Raw genomic sequence first — 20,758 nt, forward strand, 5'->3', positions numbered from 1 at the left:
GCATTGTAAATCATTTTACATAAATACATTTTACATGAATACATATAATTACAGATTTTTTAAATACGTTTCCATATCCTTATCCCCGCGGCCGCTCAGGCAGATCACAACAATATCATTTTCGCGGAATTTCTTTTTATCCAGGACAGCCAGCGCATGTGAGCTTTCCAGTGCGGGAATAATTCCTTCCAATTTGGTGAGCTCAAAAGCAGATTGTAAAGCTTCCTTATCATTGATGCTGAAGAATTCTGCTCTTTTTTCCTTAAACAGATGAGCATGGAAGGGTCCGATTCCCGGATAATCCAGTCCCGCAGAAATGGAGTGGGGTTCAATCACCTGACCGTCTTCAGTCTGCATCACAAGACTTTTGCTTCCGTGAAGAACCCCCAGTGTGCCCAGGAAAGTGGTAGCGGCAGATTTTCCCGAATCTACGCCAAGACCGCCGGCTTCTGCAGCAATGATCTTCACTTCTTTTTCTTCTACAAAATGGTAAAAAGTTCCTGCGGCATTACTTCCTCCGCCTACACAGGCAATCACATAATCAGGATTTTCTTTCCCGATTTTTTCTTTCAGCTGTTCCCCGATTTCTTTTGAAATAATACTCTGGAACCTGGCCACCAGATCAGGAAAAGGATGAGGTCCCACCACACTTCCGATGACATAATGAGTGGTCACGGGATTATTGATCCAGTCTCTTAGGGCTTCATTTACAGCGTCTTTCAGGGTTTTGGAGCCTGATGTTGCCGGAATAACTTCTGCACCCAGCATTTTCATTCTTGCCACATTCGGAGCCTGGCGCTGGATGTCGATTTCACCCATATAAACAATGCATTCCAGTCCAAGCAGGGCGCAGGCCGTAGCTGTGGCCACACCATGCTGTCCGGCTCCTGTTTCTGCAATAATTCTTGTTTTTCCAAGGCGTTTGGCAAGAAGAACCTGTCCCAAAGCATTGTTGATTTTATGGGCTCCGGTATGGTTGAGGTCTTCTCTTTTTAAATAAATCTGAGTATTATATTTCTGGCTTAAATTTTTAGCAAAATAAAGCGGTGTGGCCCGTCCTACATAGTTTGTAAGCAGGTCCTGATACTCCTTCTGAAATTCTTCAGATTCAATGATCTCAAGATAGTTTTTCTGCAGTTCCTCTACATTAGGATATAGCATTTCAGGGATGAAAGCGCCTCCGAATTCGCCATAATATCCATGTTCATCAGGGTTTCTATAATTCATTGTATTGTTTTTAGTCAATTAAATAAGCATTTTTTTCAGGTCCGAGTTCTCTGAGAAGCTCCCGGGTTTCTCCGGAAGCATTGAAAATCAAAATATCATCGTCTTCAGAGCTGATCCATCTGTCTTTAGTATTTTCCAGGATAGCTTTGGCTCTGTTTTCAAGGTTTTCGATATTACATTTTTGATAAAAGGGGCGAAGACCGGTAGCACAGAATCCTATGGCTTCTATATTCCTTTCAATCAGGTTTTCTTTAAAAAGCTGAACGAGCTGCGATCCGTAGCCTTTTTTTCCAGGGCAGAAACGAGTCCGACTGCCTCAGCAAAAGTGTACTCTTTTCCTGATATTTCCAGAATAAAATCAAGGTTGAGCCGTATTACTGCCAATATTTCATTTCCGGAATCTGATAGCATGTGAAATTCCGAATCTTTAAAAAAATTCCGGAAATAAGCAGGTGTCATTTCGTTCCATTCAGGGACTTCCCAAAGACTCAGAATATATTCTGTTTCGTGATCTGTGAGCTCATCTGGCACTTTAATTTGATAATTCATCGGTCAAACTGTTGATAAATTGAATGTTATGGTTTCTTTGCTGTCTGGTGATCAGCTTTTTATGATGAAGCAGTTCAATTTTACTGATCAGATCAATCAGGGTGGCAATATCTATTTTTGAATCGTACATGGTAACGGCAATTTCCAGGTTGTCAATCAGAAAATAAGGATCCGAGTCTTCATAAAGCAGAAAAATTTTAGCATAAACCTTTCCCAGATCGTATTTGATATTTGCCTTCACATGGCTGTCTAAAAATTTATCGGAAATAATCACAAGATAATAACTGTTCCAGAGTCCGATTCTTTCAAAGAAATACTGGACGTCTGTCTCATCAAAGATTTTGATAATTTCGATAAATTCCTGCAACTGCCCGTCGATGGTCCAATATTCCGCATCACTGTCATTCTGAGAAACAAAATTGTACAGATCCTGGATTTTTGGGTTTCCAAACCTGGGCGGAAACAGGGTTTTATAAAATGTTTTTTTTAGCAGATGTATATTCATCATCTTATGTGTATTTTTTTTAAAATTGAATCCTTCAGGACTCTTTCGAAATGAATTTTTTTATTTTTTCCAGGTTTTTAATTCCCGGTTTCAGCTCAAATTTTGAATTGATGTCTATTGCAAAAGGTTTTTGGTTCAAAAGGCTGATATTCTCAATATTTTCCTCCGAAATACCACCACTCAGGAAATAGGGAAGCGGAATCTCCAATTCGTTCAGTAGGGTCCAGTCAAACTGTTTCCCTGTTCCTCCGAAGGCTTTACTATCCGTATCAAAAAGAAGGTAATCCACAGCTGAAACATGGCAATTTATCATTTTTTCTATTTTTCGCCTCGTTTCCGGATCATTATTTCCGATCCTGATGGCTTTTATAATTTTAATCTCCGGTCGCAGGCTTTGCTTTAATTGATTTACAAAATCTTCACTTTCATCACCGTGAAGCTGGATGAGATTCAATCCTGCTTTTTCTGCGAACTCTGTTATGATATCTATCTCTTCATTCACAAAAACCCCGGTTTTCCCCGGATGATCAATTTTCAGAATATCTTCCGGATTTAAATGATTCAGAACATACCTCGGTGATTTTTCATAGAAAATAAAGCCAAGAAAATCTGTTTTCATGGAAATCAGTTCATGAATCTGATCCAACTGGGTCATTCCGCATACTTTCAGTTTAGATAACCGGTCTTTATTCATTGTTAAATTGATTAACTGTTATTTGTTACATCAGAAATAAATTCAGCAAATTGGTTGGCAGGATTTTCATTCTTCATGAAATATTCCCCCATCAGGAAACCGTCGAATCCTTTTTCCTTTAAATATTTGAAATCTTCCGTACTGTAAATGCCGCTTTCTGCAACAGACAGTACATTCTTCGGAAGCTGGTCTTTTAAAAGCACGGAATGCTGAAGATCAACTTTAAAATCCTTTAAATTCCTGTTATTGATGCCAACGAGATCAATTTCAGTGTTGAAATGCTTAAGCTCATCTTCTGTATGGATCTCAAGCAGAACTTCCAGGCCGAGCTGATGTGCCAGTTCTGTGAATTCTAAAACCTGAACGGGAGAGAGGCAGGCAGCAATGAGCAAAACAGCATCGGCACCGATACTTTTTGCTTCGTAAAACTGGTATTGATCCACCATAAAATCCTTTCTGAGAATGGGGATACCAATATGTTCTCTAACTTTTAAAATATCATCAAAGCTTCCTCCGAAAAAATCGCTGTCCGTCAGGATAGAAATTCCGGATGCTCCAAAATTTTCATAGGCAGAAGCTACTTCCAAAGGCTGAACTTTATCATTGATGATCCCTTTTGAAGGAGATTTTCTCTTAAATTCAGCAATAATCCCACTTTTATTTCTGACGGATTCTTTGAGTGAAAAGTTTTGTCTTCCAAAAAATTCAGAACTCTTCAAGCCTTCCATTGAAATTTTCGCTTTTGAAACTGCAATTTCTTCTTTTTTTCTTTCAATAATTTTATCCAGTATTGTCATGTTCTTTTTTCTAGTTGCCGGCAACTTCATTAACCATTAATCAATAATTCAAGGCTTCTCAGGGCTTTTCCGCTTTCCAGGCTTTCTTTTGCCAAGGCAACACAATCTTCATACGGCCCGAATTTCCTGGTGTGAAAAAGGGCGGTTGCTGCATTGGCAAGCACTACGGAATTCTGCTGTATTGTGCCTTTTCCTTCCAGAATGTTCCTGAAAATCTTTGCAGACTCCTGAGGGGTTTCGCCTCCTTTGATGCTTTCCGGGCTTACGGAACCAAATCCGAGATCTTCGGCAGAATAAATCTCTTCACCACTTTTCGTAATGATCTTGCTGTCTTGGGTAAGGCTTATCTCGTCATATCCATCCAAACCGTGAACAAGAATAAACTCACGCTCTTCTTTCTGTAAAAGGTATTGATAAATCCTTGCAATTTCAAGGTTATAAACCCCGATTACCGAATATTTTGGCTTCGCAGGATTGACTAACGGACCGAGAAGATTAAAGAATGTTCTCAGCCCCAGAGATTTTCTTAAAGCTCCGACGGACTGAAGGGCCGGATGAAAATAAGGGGCATGAAGAAAACAGATATTGGCTTTTTCAAGCTCTTCATTCAGCTGGTCTGAATGGCTTTTGAATTGATAGCCAAGTTCCTCCATTACATTGGATGATCCGGTCGTGGCAGAAGCTCCGTAATTTCCATGTTTTGCTACTTTCTGTCCTGCGCCGGCCACCACAAAACTGGCGAGGGTTGATATATTGATTGTATTTTTTCCGTCACCTCCGGTTCCTACAATATCCAGGGTATCCGTAGGCTCAAGAAGTACAGGAACGGCCATTTTCAGCAGTGCTTCTCTGAAACCTTCCAATTCTTTCAGGGTAATATTCCGCATCAGAAAAACACTGATAAATGCAGTGACTTCTGCAGAGTTGAATTTATTCTGTGCGATCTCGATCATCGTGGCCTTTGCTTCCGACTTGGACAAAGTCTGGTGATTGAACAGGTATTGTAATATTTCTTTCATCTGAGGTGCTTTTATAGGTATTTCTGTAGTTTTCAATCTAAAAGAAAGTTTTTGATTATCACTTCTCCGTCAGGAGTTAAAATGCTTTCAGGATGGAACTGTACGCCATGTACATCATAGGTTTTATGCTGCAATGCCATGATCATTCCGTCTTTGTCTACGGCTGTAATTTCCAGTTCTCCAGGAAAGCCTTCAGGATTCACCGCCCAGCTGTGGTATCTTCCGACTTCTATTCCTGAAGCCAGATTTTTGAAAATTTTGGTATTTTCCTTCACCAGTTCAGCAGAGGTTGCCACTCCATGGAAAATTTCAGAAAGGTTGATCAGGTTTCCTCCGAAAGCTTCTGCAATAGCCTGCTGCCCGAGACAAACACCTAAAATACTTTTAGTCGGTGCATATTCCCTGATCAGATCCAGTAAAATTCCTGCTTCTTCCGGAATTCCCGGGCCCGGAGAAAGGATAATTTTGTCATATTTTTCAATCTCTTCCAATGTGATCTGATCATTCCTTACGACATCTACTTTCTGATCCAGAATTCTCTCAATGATCTGAACCAGGTTATAGGTGAAACTGTCGTAGTTATCAAAAACCAGAACTTTAGGTTGTTCGTTAATTATATTATTGTTCATTTTTTGTCTTTTTAATTGTTTTTTATTGGTGGTTACTAGTTATCAGTTGCTAGTTGCCAGTTACTGGTTTTTAATTGTTCAATCCTGAACCCCGGATCTCGCAACTCGGAACGCGAATTCCAACCTAGTTCATCACAATTTTCCCTGCTTTATCTACTGCTTTTTTCAAAGCATTCAATTTATTATTTACTTCCTGAAGTTCGTTTTCAGGGACAGATTTTGCTACCAATCCGGCTCCGGCCTGGTAATAAAGGGTGTTGTTCCTGCTTAAAAAGTACGGATCATAATGGCTTGGTTGCAGGTTCCGTTTAACCCGATCATCCCGATGCATCCGCCGTAGTAACCGCGGGAATCTTTTTCATACTGATCAATCAGCTGAAGGGCCTTATGTTTTGGGGCTCCGCTTAAAGTTCCCTGCGGAAAAGTGGCAGAAACCATATCAAGAGGATTGATATTTTCAGGAAGGTCGGCAGTAACTTCGCTTACCATATGGATAACGTGTGAAAAAAGCTGGATTTCTTTCAGTTTTGTTACCGTCACATTTTTACCGAGCTTTCCAAGATCATTTCTGGCCAGATCTACCAGCATCGTGTGCTCTGCATTTTCTTTCGGATCATTTTTTAAAGCTTCAATAGACTGGAGATCGGTTTCAAGGTGTCCGGTTCTTTTGAAAGTTCCTGCGATGGGGTGAATAACGGCTTTATGATCTTTGATGATCAGCTGGCTTTCGGGACTTGAACCGAATAATTTATAATTTCCATAATCGAAAAAGAAAAGGTAAGGCGAAGGATTGATATTCCTAAGGGCACGGTAAACATTGAATTCGTCTCCTTTGAATTTCTGTTCGAATCTTCTGCTCAGCACCAGTTGGAAAACATCACCTCGCATGCAGTGTTTCTGGGCTATTTTTACCAGTTCGATATATTCTTCATCGGTAAGGTTAGAAGTTTCATTATCGATTTTTTCGAAAGGGTAGACGGGGGTATTCTGGTTTCTGATCAGGTTTTCCAGCAGATAAAGCTCTGATTTCAAACCAGGGATCTGGTTTTCGATAATATGCATCTCATCATTGTAATGGTTGATGGCAATAACGTATTGATACAGTCTGTAGCGAAGAATAGGAATTTCTACTTCCGGACTTTGAGGCTTTAAGCTGATGTCTTCAAAGAACTGTACTGCTTCAAAGCTTGTATACCCGAAAAGGCTCTGCGCGGTCTGTTCAATAGGGTCATGCGTAGTTTCACATTCAAAAACACTTTGAAATTCCTCAAAAATATCCGTGATATTCCGTTCACCTATCAATTGCTTCACAGGATCTGAACCCGGTAGTTTGATTTCGAATTCGGTAAGGTTTTTCACTTCAATTCCTGCCACAGCATTCACTGCAATGAAGGAGAAATTATTATCAATATTCTTGGAATCTGAACTTTCCAGAAGGATAGTGTCCCGGAATCTGTCCCTGATCTGAAGATAGATATTCATTGGAGTATAAAGATCTCCCAATGTTTTTTTAGATCCGGTCTTTATTTTTATTCTTTGAGTGGTCATCTGACTTGTATTTTTTTGTTTAAATGAAATAAAAAAGGCTTCAACGGAATCCGTCAAAGCCTATTATATATTGTTTGTTTTAATTACCTGCTATCTTTTAGCAACATGACAATACCTTCAGACCCGACGAAGAGTTTGAAAGCCACCACCAATTATTGTTGCTCATATTAAACATGGTACAAATGTAGAAATTTTTTTAATAAAAAAACAAAAAACGTCCAAAAATAAAAAAACTTAATATTGAAATCCTTTATTTAAGCTGCTTCAGTTCCTTTTTTAATTCTTCAATTTTTGCTTTGTATTCTTCATTGTCATAGGAACTTACATAATCCTCCAAAGCTGAAATGTATTCTTCAATAAATTCCTTATTCGTTCTGTCTGCTTCATATTTAATCTTTGCGGAATTTACCGGAGCCATCTTTTCATATTCCAGCAAAGCGTTGCCTTCTTCAGACTGGTAATACAGGATTACTATATTTTTTTCATATCCCGGAATGTATTTTACCGGGAAATGCTGTTCCGTTCTCGGGATCCTGATGGCATTTTCGATCGGATAAATCGTAGCGCTTGTCGTAGAAAAATAAGTAGATACATATTTGCCGTCCTGTTTTTTTACAATAGCTTCATAATCATGAATGTACATGTCGTTCAGAGTAGAATTGGTTTCTACATCAGAAGTGATGATTGCTGTACTTTCTACACCATATTTGTTTAAAAACCATGCGTTCAGATACTGTCCGGCCACACCATTCAGAATAGCCAGAGGGATGATAGGAATCAGAAACCATGCTTTTTTGGTCACATATGAAAGCAGTCCAAAGAATACCAGAAGAATAATCACAGTGTAAAAACCGTGATGACTGGTGAAAAACAGAATTTTGGATATTAAAATCATAGCTTAAATTTAAAATTATTGGCGCATATAATCATTAATTTTATTGAAAAATATAGCAATGTGGAGATAAGTCATGAGTTTAAAAGCTTATTTTTTATATTTTTGTCTAAATTTTAGAAAAATAATGAGAAAAGTATTTGCAATTGCATTCATCGGAAGTTTATTCGTGGTAAACTGCTCTAAAAAAACTGAACATCCATTACAAGACAGCAACACGATGTTGCCGGAACCAGAGGTTACAACAGTAGTAGATTCTACAGCTAAATCAACACCGGCTGCTCCTGCTGCAACAGCTACTCCTACAACGCCGGATCCTGCTGCTAAAACAGATTCTACTGCTGCCAAAAAATAATGAAAAAATTGCTTTTAACAGGAATGATGGGGTTGCTTATCCTTTCCTGTTCTAAAAAGAAAATACGGAGGTACCAGAGGTGTCTTCTGAAACAGCCGCTGTTTCAGAGCCGGCAAAAGCTAATCTTTCAGGTGACCAGATCATTGAAACTTTAGACTGCTCAGGGTGCCATGCCGTGAACGAGAGAATGATAGGACCTTCTTATAAGGAAATCGCAGAGAAATATTCTGAAAAAGATATTGAATTGCTGGCTTCCAAAATCATAGAAGGCGGAAGCGGAGTTTGGGGAGGCGTTCCGATGGCTGCCCATCCACAGGTATCTAAAGAAGATGCCAAAAAAATGGTAGAATATATTCTGAGCCAGAAAAAATAAATAATGTCTGCCGAAAAATCCAGTCTGCACACAAGAAATCTGCATCGCAATCCTTATGATTTTGATCAGCTTATTTCTTGTGTGCCAGAACTGAAACACTATGTTTTCGTTAATGCTTACGGAATAAGCACCATTAATTTTAGTCTTCCCAAAGCGGTTAAACTTCTTAACCGGGCATTGCTTTTACATTTTTACCATATTAAGGGCTGGGATATTCCTGAGACCAATCTGTGTCCTCCCATACCCGGCCGTGCAGATTATATCCATTATATTGCTGACCTGTTAGCTGAAGAAAATTCTGAAATCCCGACGGGAATTTCTGTATCCGGCCTGGATATCGGAACCGGGGCAAATCTTGTTTACCCTTTATTGGCCCATAGATCTTATGGATGGAAAATGCTGGGAACCGATATTAACCTTGATTCTTTGGAAAATGCACAGCATATTTTAGATCAAAATCGGGACTTATTACCTGTTATCGGTTTAAAACAACAACCTGGTTCTCACCATATTTTTAAAAATATCATTAAGACTGGAGACCGTTTTACATTTTCTATGTGTAATCCTCCGTTTCATGATTCTGAAGAATCTGCATTGAAGGGAAATCTGAGAAAAACGAGAAATATCAATCAATCAAAATCTAAAAAGCCTTTGCTGAATTTTGGCGGACAGCAGTCGGAACTGTGGTGCGAAGGCGGTGAAATAGCTTTCATTACAAAAATGATTGAAGAAAGTATTCTTTATTCTTCACAGGTTCTCTGGTTTACATGTCTGGTATCTAAAAAAGATAATCTTCATAAATTAACCACACTTTTAAAGAAAGTCAAAGCTGTAGATATTAAAATAATTGATATGGCGCAGGGGCAGAAAATCAGCAGGATGCTGGCATGGACTTTTATTCCTCAAAAGGAGAGAAGAGGTTGGTTTTAAAGGTCAACGGTTGGCTGTCAATTGTCAATTTTGCTGCGCAAATCAATAATCTATTTAAATCTGCACAGGAAAATTCACTGTGAATCAGATTCACCATTGGGCATTCACAATTAAAAAAATCATCATTGACAACTCACCAAAAATGCCTAAATTTGTACGCTTTTAGAAAAATAAGAAATGCAATTATCAGAACAAGAAATCATTAGAAGAGAAAAGCTGAACAAGCTTACTGAAATGGGAATTAATGCATTCCCTGCGGACGAGTATACGATTACAGATACTACAGAATCTATAAAACAGGATTTTTCTGAGAATAAACAGGTGAAGATCGCTGGTAGATTAATGTCCCGCAGAATTCAGGGAAAGGCTTCTTTTGCTGAATTGCAGGACTCTAAAGGTAAGATCCAGGTTTATTTCAACAGAGATGAGATCTGTCCGGGTGAAGATAAAGAACTATATAACGAAGTATATAAACATCTTTTAGATATCGGTGATATTATCGGTATTGAAGGAACTCTATTTACCACTCAGGTAGGTGAGATGACTGTCTTAGTTAAGAGCTTTACGCTTCTTACCAAAGCTTTACGCCCGCTTCCTCAACCAAGAACTGATGAAAATGGAGTAGTGCACGACGGATTTACAGATCCTGAACTCAGATACAGACAGCGTTATGTAGATTTAACGGTTAATCCGCAGGTGAAAGAAATCTTCGTAAAAAGAACAAAAATGTTCAATGCGATGAGAACTTTCTTTAATGATGCCGGATATTTTGAGGTTGAAACGCCAATTCTGCAGTCGATTCCGGGAGGAGCGGCAGCAAAACCTTTCATTACTCATCATAATGCTTTAGATATTCCTTTATATTTAAGAATTGCCAACGAATTGTATCTGAAAAGGCTGATCGTAGGAGGTTTTGATGGTGTTTATGAGTTCTCTAAAAACTTCAGAAATGAAGGAATGGACAGAACCCACAACCCGGAATTTACAGCCATGGAGATCTATGTGGCTTACAAAGATTACAACTGGATGATGGATTTTACGGAAAAACTTCTGGAATTCTGTGCGACTCAGGTTAACGGAAGCCCGGAATCTACTTTCGGAGAGCATACCATCAACTGGAAAGCGCCTTATCCAAGAGTTTCCATGACAGAAGCGATCCAGAAGTATACAGGTTTCGATATCACCGGGAAAACTGAACAGGAATTGTTTGATTTTGCCAAATCTATCGGAATCGAGGTGAATGAAACCATGGGTAAAGGAAAATTAATTGATGAGATTTTCGGTGAAAAATGTGAAGGAAATTTCATTCAGCCGACTTTCATTACAGATTACCCGGTTGAAATGTCTCCATTGACCAAGAAACACAGAAGTAAAGAAGGCTTAACAGAGCGTTTTGAATTGATGGTTTGCGGAAAAGAAATCGCAAACGCTTATTCAGAGCTTAACGATCCAATCGATCAGAGAGAACGTTTTGAATCCCAGATGGCCTTATCAGAAAGAGGAGACGATGAAGCCATGTTTATCGACCAGGATTTCTTAAGAGCACTGGAATACGGTATGCCGCCAACTTCCGGATTAGGAATCGGAATGGACAGACTAATTATGTTCCTTACGAACAATGCATCCATCCAGGAAGTTTTATTCTTCCCTCAGATGAGACCGGAAAAAACGGTTCCTCAGATTGAATTGGGTGAAGATGAAAAAGTAATTCTTGAAATCCTTAATTCCCAGGAAGAGGCGATGTCTTTGGCTGAAGTAAAAGAGAGAAGCCAGCTATCCGGTAAAAAGTGGGATAAAGCATCTAAAACCTTGACTAAAAATAATCTGGTGAAAGTGGAGAAGATTGATGAGAATCTTTTGATGAAACTGGTTTAAAAAATAATTAAATACAATAAAAAGCTGCTTCAATTTGAGGCAGCTTTTTTTACAAATTTACTGGTTTTCTTTTTTCCATTTCCGAAGCTGTGTCCTGAAATTTTTAAACGGAGCAGCAGTATTAATATGAATCCATTTCCAGACCGGCCATTTTGCTGGAGTGGTCGCCCATTTTCTCTGTTCCGGAAGAAATAATGCTTCATGATCAAGACTTTCTATCCATTGGATAATTTCATTCACCTGTTTTCTAAGCAGATCCCTTTGCTGATTCAGGCTGTAAGAGCTGTATTTCTCATAAAAAGATTCGTATAACCCCTTTAAATTATTCCACTTATATTCCGGAGCGGGAGTTTTTACTTCAATACCATTCTTCTCATCGGATTCCCATTGTAGGAGAAGGCTGGTCCAGCCCAGTTGGTAGGAAATATTTTGAGCAGGTGTTTTATCAATTCCTGGTTTCAGCAGATCTTTTTCCTCTTCTTTGATATCGTCGAATTCCTGATCATAAAGGGAATAATTTTTCCTTATGGCATCAACCAGGTCTGCTTTGTCTTTATATTGAATCATATTTTTATTATTTTCTCTGTCTGCTAAACGAACCCATCAGATAAAACAAAAACGGAAGGATAAACAGTGAGCCAAGCATGAGAGCCCATCCCAAAGCCGCTATCGTTTTCGGAGGAGCCATATGTTCCAGTAATGAAAGGTGCTGTCCGTTTCCGAGCAGGATAATATCCGGATTATGCTGATAAGTTGCTGCCACAAGAATCATTACCATCTGGAAACCTGCCAGTGCCCGTACGGGAAGCAGTTTTCTTTGATTCATGGCCCGAAGGATAAGAAGAAGAGCAATTGTAGCGAAAGATATGGCCATAATTCCCAATGGTTTTGAAAATACCCACATCAAAAGAGGAATATCCGAAATATATGCCGTTAAGAACACCAATATTCCGGTAACCACTACAAAAACCATGGTTTGCTTTGACTTTTTGATCATTAATGTAAGATCGGCTTTATCCCGCGTTTCCCTTAATGAAAATATGGAAGCCAGATAAGCGCAAAGTGCTACGGTGAAAAGTCCTACGGAAACACCAAACCAGTTCAGCCAGCTGAAAATATATAAATCTAAAAATCCAACTGCATCAGGATTGATAGAATGAGAAACCGTTGCAGCTGCAATCAAACCCAGGAAAAATGGAGTCAAAAGACTTGCGTAGTAAAAGATCTGGGTATATAAAACCTGCCAGTTATCCTTCACAGCATCATAATGTCTGAATGTAAAAGCCGTTCCCCTTGCGATAATTCCTAAAAGCATCAGAACCAAAGGAATATGGAGGTAGGTGGACATTGTCGTATAAATGTCAGGAAACCCCACAAAAAGAATAACAATAGCAATAATCAGCCACATATGATTGGCTTCCCATACAGGGGCAATGGATTCATACATGATTTCCTGTGTTTTGTGACGGGCCTTTTTGTGGGTGAAAAGCTCTACAATTCCGGCTCCGAAATCAGCGCCACCCAAAATAATATAAAGACAGATGGAAAGCCAAAGAAAGCCTATAACAACGTAAATCATGATTTTTTGTTTTTATCGTTAAACTGAGCGTCTGTAGGGTCATAAAGTTTCGGTACCATCTGGATCTGTCTTCTCAAAAGGAAGATGATGACCAGCGATAAGGATACGAAAATAGCGGTAAAGAAATAGAAAGAATACTGTATGCCTGGCATTGGCGTTACGGCATCAGCCGTTCTCATGATTCCGTAGATAATCCAGGGTTGTCTTCCAACCTCTGTAACTGTCCATCCGGCTTCCAGAGCAATATATCCGAAAGGGGTAGCGATCAGGAATGTTTTTAAAAGCCAGTTTTTGGTCAGCCATTCCTTTTTGAAGAAAAAAGAGTAAAGGTACACAGCCCCGATACAGATCATCACAACACCGAAAAAAATCATGATCTGGAAAGCATAATGAACAACAGCTACAGGAGGCCATTCGTCCCTGGGAAAATCCTTTAAACCTTTTACTTCAGAATTAAAATCATTGCTTACCAGAAAACTTAACACTTTCGGAATTTTAATGGCATATTTTACTTCTTCTTTTTCCTCGTCAGGAATTCCTCCGAGCACGAATGAAGCGCCCTTTTCAGTTTCAAAATGAGCTTCCATTGCGGCCAGTTTGATGGGTTGTCTCTCTGCAACGGACTTTGCTGCTACATCACCGCTTAAAGGTGCCCCAAACGCTCCAATCAAAGCAAATCCGGCAGCAATCCTGAACGCTTTAGTATGAAACTCCACATTCTTACCTTTCATAATTAAAAGGCATGAACGCCGGCTACTGCAAATCCTGTCGCACAGAATGCTGCCACCGTCATATGAAGGGCCTGTGGAAACCAGGCATCATTAAACATCGCTTTAATAGGATCTATATTGACATACTGCCCATTGATATAATCAAAGCCTGCAGGTGAATTCATCCAGGCATTTGCTGCAACTACCAGGATTCCTGATGCCAGTCCGCTTAAGCCTACTAAAAACCCACAGAACCAGTGGAACCATTTATTAAATTTTTCCCAGCCGTATAAAAAGAATCCAATGGCAATAGCTTCAATAAAAAATGCAGTCCCTTCAAGGGAAAACGGCATTCCGAAGATCGGTCCGGCGTGTTTCATAAATGCCGGCCATAAAAGGCCCAGCTCAAAAGAAAGCATGGTTCCGGATACAGCCCCGGTGGCAAAAAGAATAGCAACTCCCTTGCTCCAGGCTTTTGTAAGACCTTTGTATACTTCATTACCGGTTTTCAGGTATTTCCAGTGGGCGAAAGCCATAAGAAAAGGCATTACCATTCCCACGCATGCAAAAATGATATGAAAACCCAGCGAGAGAGCCATCTGCGCGCGGGCTGCAATAAAATCATCCATATAATCAACTTTTGAGTAATAAATTTAAGAATAAATTAGGTATGCAGGATATGATTTAATACAGTTGATATTTGGGAAATAGATAATAACTTTAAACTTTTTTAAGCAAAATCACGTCCTGGGTTTTCATAAAAACTCCACTCTTTTTTGACATATTTTAACTTTCATAAGTCGAAAAAAATCACGATATTTGTGGGTCTTTGCATTTGGCAGGATTTTAATAATTTATATGAGTCAGAAACAATATACAGCTAGTAGTATTCAGGCATTGGAAGGAATGGAGCACGTACGTATGCGTCCTTCAATGTACATTGGTGATGTAGGAGTAAGAGGTCTCCATCATTTGGTTTATGAAGTAGTAGATAACTCTATTGATGAAGCGTTGGCAGGATACTGCGACACCATCTTCGTCAGCATTAAAGAAGGAAACGGAATCGAGGTTAGTGATAACGGTAGAGGTATTCCGGTCGACTTCCACGAAAAAGAGCAAAAATCCGCCCTTGAGGTTGTAATGACAAAAATCGGGGCAGGAGGTAAATTTGATAAAGATTCTTACAAAGTTTCCGGAGGTCTTCACGGAGTTGGGGTTTCGTGTGTGAACGCACTTTCCAATGAAATGATCACTACTGTTTACAGAGACGGAAATGTGTATCAGCAAATATATTCAAGAGGAAAAGCCCAAACCGGAGTTGAAGAAATCGGTCACAGTGACAAAAGAGGAACCAAACAGTTCTTCCAGCCGGATGATACTATCTTTACAGAACTGGTTTACAACTATGATACTTTAGCAAGCCGTTTAAGAGAGCTTTCTTACCTTAACAGGGGAATTACCATTACCCTTACCGATGAAAGAGAAAAGTTGGAGGACGGGTCTTTCAAAACAGAAGTTTTCTATTCAGAAGGAGGATTAAAAGAGTTCGTTGCCCATATTGACGGAAACCGTGAATCTATTATGGAAAACGTAATCTTCATGGAAGGGGAAAGAGATGAAATTCCTGTAGAAGTGGCAATGCGCTATAATACATCATTCAGCGAAAACCTTCACTCGTATGTTAATAACATCAATACCCATGAAGGGGGAACCCACCTTGCCGGTTTCAGACGTGCTTTAACAAGAACGCTGAAGAAATATGCCGATGATCTGGGAATTCCACAGAAAGAAAAAGTAGAAATTACCGGTGACGATTTCCGTGAAGGACTTACTGCTGTAATTTCTGTAAAAGTAATGGAACCTCAGTTTGAAGGGCAGACCAAAACAAAACTGGGGAACTCTGAAGTTTCCGGTGCTGTAGATAAAATTGTAGGGGAAATGCTTACCAATTTCCTGGAGGAAAACCCTAATGAAGCGAAAATTATCGTTCAGAAAGTGGTTCTGGCAGCAAAAGCAAGACAGGCAGCGAAGAAAGCCCGTGAAATGGTTCAGAGAAAATCGCCGATGGGTGGTTCCGGACTTCCCGGAAAATTATCCGACTGTTCATCCAAAGATCCGGAAGAGTCTGAACTGTTCCTGGTAGAGGGAGATTCCGCAGGTGGAACTGCCAAACAAGGTAGAGACAGGCATTTTCAGGCTATTTTACCTTTAAGAGGTAAAATTTTGAACGTTGAAAAATCAATGCTTCACAAAGTATATGATAATGAGGAGATCAAAAATATCTATACCGCTCTTGGAGTTTCTGTAGGAACAGAAGAAGACAGTAAAGCCTTGAATATGGCTAAGTTAAGATATCATAAAATAGTTATCATGACCGATGCCGATATCGACGGGTCTCACATTTCTACTCTGATTCTTACGTTCTTCTTCAGATTTATGAAGGAACTTATTGAGAACGGATATATTTATATTGCTCAGCCACCTTTATATTTATTAAAGAAAGGAAACAAAAAGGTGTATGCCTACAACGAAAAAGAGCGTGAAGAGTTTACTCTGGAAATGTCTCCGGACGGAAAAGGAGTAGAAGTACAGCGTTATAAAGGTCTTGGGGAAATGAATCCTGAACAGCTTTGGGAAACTACCCTTAACCCTGAACATAGAATTCTAAAACAGGTAACCATCGATAATGCAGTGGAAGCCGACAGTATTTTCTCAATGCTGATGGGTGATGAAGTACCACCAAGAAGAGAATTTATCGAGAAAAATGCAAAATATGCTAATATTGATGCATAATTGATCTTAAAAATAAAGTAAAAAGACCCCGGAAATGGGGTCTTTTTTTGTCCTGATATTAAAGATGAATAATTATTTTAAACTCTGATATCCTTGTTTGGAGATTTAAAATGTTAAGGTTGTAAATTTAAATTATTGATTTTTAGTTTTTTATCGTGTTTTTTAATTTATATTGAAATAAAAAATTAACATTTATTAAGATTTTATTATTTTTGCTCAATTTTAATAACCATGATGAAAATTTTTATAAGAGCTGTAACCAGCATTTTTATTTCCTGCACAAAGATTATAGTATTTATTCTTGATTCAAACTTTTATTGAAGTATACTATAAAGCTAATAAAAGATTTTCAACCAGAGGAAATTTTATATACTAATCTGAATATTCAAAAATTTATTCCAATTATAACAACAAATGATAAAAAATACTATGGCGGCTCATTATAAAAGTCTTATCACAATATGCTTTTTTGCCTTTAATTTATTTTCTGGACAACATAAGTTTCTTGCCAGGCCGGTCTTTAATGAAGACGATCTAAGAAAAGCTAACTCACAAATAGAGAAAAATGCACCGGCGGAAATACTTTATAATTCTGTAAGATATAGTTTTCTATCTGATAATACTATAGAAAAGGAATATTATTCCAAAATCAAGATATATGATAAAAAGAATGCAGAGCAATGGCTGAATATAGAAATTCCTCTGTTTTTTGAAGACAGGCTGGATAAATATGATGTAAAAATCTACAATCTTACAAATAACAAGGTAGAGAAAATTTCAATTGATAAAAAAGAGCAGCTTAAAGAAAACTTTACAAAAGGCTTGAAGATATATAAACTGGCTGTACCCAATGTTTTGGATGGATCTATCATTGAATACAGCTATAAAGTGGTAACAAATAATGCTGTAAATCTTACCTATTTTCTTGAGTATGACATACCTGTGGTTTATCAGGAATATAACTTGGAATATCCGGATGATCGTATTGTTTATCATTTTAACAACACCGGAAATATCATTACCCCAAAATACACTGTTTCCAGCACAGAGGACCGTTTAGGTGCATTGTACAATATATTCCGTTTCGGTTACGAAAATATGAAGTCGCTTCAGAAAGAAAAATTTGTAAAAGACACGGACCGGTATCGGGGGAAAATAAGACCGCAGCTAAAGAAATATAAAGGGAATTATTTCATTTATTCAGAGGTGAAAGATTGGAATGAAGTAGCATTACGGCTTGACAATAATGACGATTTCGGTGGTTTCTTAAAAGGTGATATAGGCGATATGCTCCCAGATAAGATAAGAGGCAGTAATAACTCTGTAGAAAAGGCAAATAAAATTTTCAGTTTTGTAAAAGAAAATTATAAGTGGAATAGAAAAGATGCTATTTTGACTTCACAAAGCCTCAGACAGCTTCTGAAAACAAAATCAGGAAACAGTGCAGAAATTAATCTTTTCCTGATCAAGCTTTTAAGAAGCGTAGGAATAGAAGCTAATCCTTTGCTGATCTCTACAGTAGATAATGGAATATTAAATATCGTATCTCCCAGTCTTGGAAATTTGAATACTGTGCTGGTATCGGTAAAAATTGATGGTCAGGTCTATTTTTATGATGCAACATCATTTAGCTCAAAAGCAAATATTCTTCCGCAAAGGGACTGGAATGATTTCGGAATACTGATAGAAAAAGATAAGGGAACAAGCTTCTCCTACTCCAATACTGATATTAGCAAGAAAGAATTGGCGATTAAAGCAATTCTGGATGTAGAAAACTCTCTTGTGAAAGGAACTTTTGTACAGAAGGATAACGGAATGTATGCTATAGAGTCTTATGATGAATTTGATATTAATAAGGATAAATATAATCAGTCTTTTACAACCGGATACAATGCGGATATCAAAGAAGTGGAGTCTAAACTCCTTGAGAATGGTGATTTTGAATCACGTATGCAGTTTTCAGGAAATAGTTTAATGGATATTGTAGGAAACAAAGTGATTATTAATCCTGTTTTATTTCTGAACAAGAAAAATGAATCCTTCGACCAGATTGATGAAAGGAAATATCAGATCGATTTTATCTCTGCCTTTGAAAAAGAAAAGAAAATTGAATTGGAAATACCACAAAATTATAAAGTTTCCAGTCTTCCAAAAGAAAAGAAAATTTCGACTGATGATAAAGAAATATCTTATGAATATAAAGTTGAAACTTCAGGTAATAAATTAATAGTTACATCAAAAGTGAATATTGCAAGTCAGAATTATCCTAAAGAATATTATCCTTTCTTTAAACAGATATGGAAAGTAATATCCGATTCTGAAAACCAGGTCATTACCTTAGAGAAAAAATAATAATTAATCGATAATCAATATCTTACAATACATCCGCAATGATAAAAATATTATTTTTAGGAGCTTTATCTACAGCCTCACTATATTTCGCACAAACCTATCCGGTTTCTGCTATCCCTGAAAACTTAAAGAAAAATGCCAATGTTGTAATCAGAAAAGATTTTACAACCGTTCAGATTAACAAAATTGACGAAATCAGGTATCAGCATAATAAAGTAACTACTGTCTTAAATAAAGATGGAGACTCCAAAGCCCTGATCTATATTCCTTATCAAAAAGGAGATAATATCTCTGAAGTTAAGGTGACGGTTTATGATGAATCCGGGAAGAAAGTAAAAAGTTTTTCAAAATCTGATTTCGGGGACTTTGCCAACAATACCCAAGGAGTGTTTTATTCGGATAACAGGGTTTTAGCTTTACCTTATACCTCTGCCTATTATCCTTATACTATTGATTTTTCGTACCAGATCACTGATGAAAATACCATTTTCATTCCTGATTTTGTACCGTTTTCTTCGCCCAATACATCTTTGGAAGAAGCTCAGTTTAAAATAATCAATAAATCCGGGATTGACCTTAAGACCAAAAGTTATCCTTCAAAATACAATTATACTGCAGTTACTGTAGCTGATAATGGTAACGAGAAAACTTATTCTTATAAAAATGTTCCGGCTATGGATGATGTACTCATGCTCCCTCAGCCTGAAAAAATATTGCCTAAAGTAAGTTTTGCCCTGACGAAATTCAATCTGGAAGGAAAGCAGGGAGGGTTGAATAACTGGACCGATTTTGGAACCTGGTATTATGCCAACCTTGTAGAGCCTGTTTCTGCATCTACTCCGGCCATTAAAGCGGAGGTGGCTGCTCTGAAATTGGAAGGCTCAACAGAAGAAAAAGTGAAAAAACTTTACCAATATATGCAGTCGAAAACCAGATATATATTTGTCGGGCTGGGTATTGGAGGATGGCTTCCTATGCTTCCTGATGAAGTTCAGAAAAAAGGATATGGCGACTGTAAAGGGCTTACCAATTACATGAAAACTTTATTGAACGAAGCCGGTATTCCTTCCAACTATTGTGTGATCAATTCCGGTTCGTCTGATATTTCTTTTGATCCCGATTTTCCATCTATGGGTGGAAACCATGCCATTCTTATGGTGCCTACAGAGAAAGGAAATATCTGGCTCGAAAATACTTCACAGCAGATCGCTTATAATCACTTAAGTTATAACACTACAGACAGAAATGTTCTTGCTGTTACCAAAAAAGGGATAGAGCTGATCAATACACCATCTTATTCTGCTGAACAGAATGGAGAAAAGCAGGTTTTAAAAATTAACCTTACTGAAGACAATAGCATCAATGGGGAAATTCAGTTTGCCTATACCGGAAGTCAGTACGATAACAATTTGATATATACTTATTTATCACCAAAAGAAAGAATTGATGCTTTGAAAAAAGTTTTGATGTGCTGAATTTTGAAAAGGTTGACATGAAAGACCTTGTGAATGATAAAGACCATGCTGTGATCAGGTTCAATGTGGATTTTAAAGCTAATAATTATTCAAAAACCGCAGGCACTAATTTACTTTTCAGAGCTGTACCTATTTTTAGCAATAATTTCTATAAATCTGATGAGAACAGAGAGCTTCCGTTTGAAATTGGACAGTCTTTCCAGGATGAATACGAAATTGATTATGCCATTCCTAAAAATTATAAAATAGATGAGGTTCCGGAAAATGTAACCATTAATTCCGAATTCGGAACTTATAAACTAACTCTTGTGAAAAACGGAGAATCACTGAAAGTGACAAGGTTTATCAAAATTAACAAAGGGATATTTCCAAAAGAAAAATACAACGATTATGTAAGCTTCAGGAAGAAAACCCTGAATATGGATAATTCTAAAATATTACTGACTAAAATTTAAC

Annotated in this window: 18 protein-coding genes and 2 pseudogenes; 8 read left to right on the plus strand and 12 right to left on the minus strand. The window is 37.9% G+C overall.

The window, feature by feature from the left end; all coding sequences use genetic code 11:
• Positions 1-48: 48 nt before the first annotated feature.
• The 9 genes and pseudogenes from trpB to N4G44_RS06325 form a co-directional block, all read right to left on the minus strand.
• Positions 49-1,227, minus strand: coding sequence for a tryptophan synthase subunit beta (gene trpB, locus N4G44_RS06285; RefSeq protein WP_474925302.1), 1,179 nt, complete (start codon positions 1,225-1,227; stop codon positions 49-51).
• Positions 1,228-1,467: 240 nt separating this feature from the next.
• Positions 1,468-1,776: a hypothetical protein gene (locus tag N4G44_RS06290; RefSeq protein WP_474925304.1), complete on the minus strand. Its 309-nt coding sequence runs from the start codon at positions 1,774-1,776 to the stop codon at positions 1,468-1,470.
• Positions 1,760-2,284, minus strand: a complete 525-nt coding sequence (locus tag N4G44_RS06295; RefSeq protein ID WP_474925305.1) for a hypothetical protein — start codon at positions 2,282-2,284, stop codon at positions 1,760-1,762. The genes N4G44_RS06290 and N4G44_RS06295 overlap by 17 nt, the downstream gene beginning before the upstream one ends.
• 31 nt (positions 2,285-2,315) lie before the next feature.
• Complete coding sequence (locus tag N4G44_RS06300) at positions 2,316-2,975, minus strand: phosphoribosylanthranilate isomerase (RefSeq protein WP_474925306.1); 660 nt, start codon at positions 2,973-2,975, stop codon at positions 2,316-2,318.
• An 11-nt stretch (positions 2,976-2,986) separates the two neighbouring features.
• A complete protein-coding gene (gene trpC, locus N4G44_RS06305) occupies positions 2,987-3,772 on the minus strand; it encodes an indole-3-glycerol phosphate synthase TrpC (protein ID WP_474925308.1) in 786 nt (261 codons plus the stop codon).
• A gap of 29 nt (positions 3,773-3,801) precedes the next feature.
• Positions 3,802-4,791, minus strand: a complete 990-nt coding sequence (gene trpD, locus N4G44_RS06310) for an anthranilate phosphoribosyltransferase (RefSeq protein WP_474925311.1) — start codon at positions 4,789-4,791, stop codon at positions 3,802-3,804.
• 32 nt (positions 4,792-4,823) lie between these two features.
• On the minus strand, positions 4,824-5,420 hold the full coding sequence (locus N4G44_RS06315; RefSeq protein ID WP_474925312.1) for an anthranilate synthase component II: 597 nt from the start codon (positions 5,418-5,420) through the stop codon (positions 4,824-4,826).
• A 124-nt stretch (positions 5,421-5,544) separates the two neighbouring features.
• A pseudogene (locus N4G44_RS06320) lies at positions 5,545-6,968 on the minus strand (anthranilate synthase component I family protein).
• A gap of 250 nt (positions 6,969-7,218) precedes the next feature.
• Positions 7,219-7,863, minus strand: coding sequence for a hypothetical protein (locus tag N4G44_RS06325; RefSeq protein ID WP_474925315.1), 645 nt, complete (start codon positions 7,861-7,863; stop codon positions 7,219-7,221).
• Between the two features lie 124 nt (positions 7,864-7,987).
• On the opposite strand from N4G44_RS06325, the gene N4G44_RS06330 reads away from it, so the two are divergent.
• The 4 genes from N4G44_RS06330 to lysS all read left to right on the plus strand — a co-directional run bounded on the left by N4G44_RS06330 (position 7,988) and on the right by lysS (position 11,393).
• Complete coding sequence (locus N4G44_RS06330; RefSeq protein ID WP_474925317.1) at positions 7,988-8,215, plus strand: hypothetical protein; 228 nt, start codon at positions 7,988-7,990, stop codon at positions 8,213-8,215.
• A 79-nt stretch (positions 8,216-8,294) separates the two neighbouring features.
• Entirely contained in the window at positions 8,295-8,588 is a 294-nt protein-coding gene (locus N4G44_RS06335; protein WP_474925319.1) for a c-type cytochrome, read from the plus strand.
• A gap of 3 nt (positions 8,589-8,591) precedes the next feature.
• Positions 8,592-9,518, plus strand: a complete 927-nt coding sequence (gene rlmF / locus N4G44_RS06340; protein ID WP_474925321.1) for a 23S rRNA (adenine(1618)-N(6))-methyltransferase RlmF — start codon at positions 8,592-8,594, stop codon at positions 9,516-9,518.
• A 177-nt stretch (positions 9,519-9,695) separates the two neighbouring features.
• Positions 9,696-11,393: a lysine--tRNA ligase gene (lysS, locus tag N4G44_RS06345; RefSeq protein ID WP_474925323.1), complete on the plus strand. Its 1,698-nt coding sequence runs from the start codon at positions 9,696-9,698 to the stop codon at positions 11,391-11,393.
• A gap of 57 nt (positions 11,394-11,450) precedes the next feature.
• On the opposite strand, the gene N4G44_RS06350 is transcribed toward lysS, so the two are convergent.
• From N4G44_RS06350 to N4G44_RS06360, 3 genes and pseudogenes are all read right to left on the minus strand, one after another.
• Entirely contained in the window at positions 11,451-11,960 is a 510-nt protein-coding gene (locus N4G44_RS06350) for a ClbS/DfsB family four-helix bundle protein (protein ID WP_474925324.1), read from the minus strand.
• A 7-nt stretch (positions 11,961-11,967) separates the two neighbouring features.
• On the minus strand, positions 11,968-12,972 hold the full coding sequence (locus N4G44_RS06355) for a cytochrome d ubiquinol oxidase subunit II (protein WP_474925325.1): 1,005 nt from the start codon (positions 12,970-12,972) through the stop codon (positions 11,968-11,970).
• Positions 12,969-14,311: pseudogene (locus N4G44_RS06360) on the minus strand (cytochrome ubiquinol oxidase subunit I). The gene N4G44_RS06355 and the pseudogene N4G44_RS06360 overlap by 4 nt, the downstream one beginning before the upstream one ends.
• Before the next feature lie 229 nt (positions 14,312-14,540).
• On the opposite strand from N4G44_RS06360, the gene gyrB reads away from it, so the two are divergent.
• The 4 genes from gyrB (at position 14,541) to N4G44_RS06380 (ending at position 20,757) form a co-directional block, all read left to right on the plus strand.
• Positions 14,541-16,475, plus strand: coding sequence for a DNA topoisomerase (ATP-hydrolyzing) subunit B (gene gyrB, locus N4G44_RS06365; protein WP_474925326.1), 1,935 nt, complete (start codon positions 14,541-14,543; stop codon positions 16,473-16,475).
• Positions 16,476-16,889: 414 nt separating this feature from the next.
• Positions 16,890-18,827 carry a transglutaminase family protein gene (locus tag N4G44_RS06370; RefSeq protein ID WP_474925327.1) on the plus strand — a complete coding sequence of 646 codons (1,938 nt, stop codon included), beginning with the start codon at positions 16,890-16,892 and terminating at the stop codon, positions 18,825-18,827.
• A 38-nt stretch (positions 18,828-18,865) separates the two neighbouring features.
• Complete coding sequence (locus tag N4G44_RS06375) at positions 18,866-20,302, plus strand: DUF3857 domain-containing protein (protein ID WP_474925329.1); 1,437 nt, start codon at positions 18,866-18,868, stop codon at positions 20,300-20,302.
• A complete protein-coding gene (locus N4G44_RS06380; protein WP_474925330.1) occupies positions 20,296-20,757 on the plus strand; it encodes a DUF3858 domain-containing protein in 462 nt (153 codons plus the stop codon). Before N4G44_RS06375 ends, N4G44_RS06380 begins: the two co-directional genes overlap by 7 nt.
• Position 20,758: the final 1 nt, after the last annotated feature.

The sequence above is a fragment of the Chryseobacterium sp. GTID13 genome, from assembly GCF_056172655.1.

Excerpts from the sequence above, each read along its gene's own strand:
- N4G44_RS06300 (WP_474925306.1), bottom strand. The coding sequence starts at position 2,975 with ATGAATAAAGACCGGTTATCTAAACTGAAAGTATGCGGAATGACCCAG.
- lysS (WP_474925323.1), top strand. The coding sequence starts at position 9,696 with ATGCAATTATCAGAACAAGAAATCATTAGAAGAGAAAAGCTGAACAAG.
- N4G44_RS06370 (WP_474925327.1), top strand. The coding sequence starts at position 16,890 with ATGATAAAAAATACTATGGCGGCTCATTATAAAAGTCTTATCACAATA.
- N4G44_RS06295 (WP_474925305.1), bottom strand. The coding sequence starts at position 2,284 with ATGATGAATATACATCTGCTAAAAAAAACATTTTATAAAACCCTGTTT.
- rlmF (WP_474925321.1), top strand. The coding sequence starts at position 8,592 with ATGTCTGCCGAAAAATCCAGTCTGCACACAAGAAATCTGCATCGCAAT.
- trpB (WP_474925302.1), bottom strand. The coding sequence starts at position 1,227 with ATGAATTATAGAAACCCTGATGAACATGGATATTATGGCGAATTCGGA.
- N4G44_RS06330 (WP_474925317.1), top strand. The coding sequence starts at position 7,988 with ATGAGAAAAGTATTTGCAATTGCATTCATCGGAAGTTTATTCGTGGTA.
- N4G44_RS06290 (WP_474925304.1), bottom strand. The coding sequence starts at position 1,776 with ATGAATTATCAAATTAAAGTGCCAGATGAGCTCACAGATCACGAAACA.
- N4G44_RS06325 (WP_474925315.1), bottom strand. The coding sequence starts at position 7,863 with ATGATTTTAATATCCAAAATTCTGTTTTTCACCAGTCATCACGGTTTT.
- trpD (WP_474925311.1), bottom strand. The coding sequence starts at position 4,791 with ATGAAAGAAATATTACAATACCTGTTCAATCACCAGACTTTGTCCAAG.
- N4G44_RS06350 (WP_474925324.1), bottom strand. The coding sequence starts at position 11,960 with ATGATTCAATATAAAGACAAAGCAGACCTGGTTGATGCCATAAGGAAA.
- N4G44_RS06355 (WP_474925325.1), bottom strand. The coding sequence starts at position 12,972 with ATGATTTACGTTGTTATAGGCTTTCTTTGGCTTTCCATCTGTCTTTAT.
- gyrB (WP_474925326.1), top strand. The coding sequence starts at position 14,541 with ATGAGTCAGAAACAATATACAGCTAGTAGTATTCAGGCATTGGAAGGA.
- trpC (WP_474925308.1), bottom strand. The coding sequence starts at position 3,772 with ATGACAATACTGGATAAAATTATTGAAAGAAAAAAAGAAGAAATTGCA.
- N4G44_RS06375 (WP_474925329.1), top strand. The coding sequence starts at position 18,866 with ATGATAAAAATATTATTTTTAGGAGCTTTATCTACAGCCTCACTATAT.
- N4G44_RS06315 (WP_474925312.1), bottom strand. The coding sequence starts at position 5,420 with ATGAACAATAATATAATTAACGAACAACCTAAAGTTCTGGTTTTTGAT.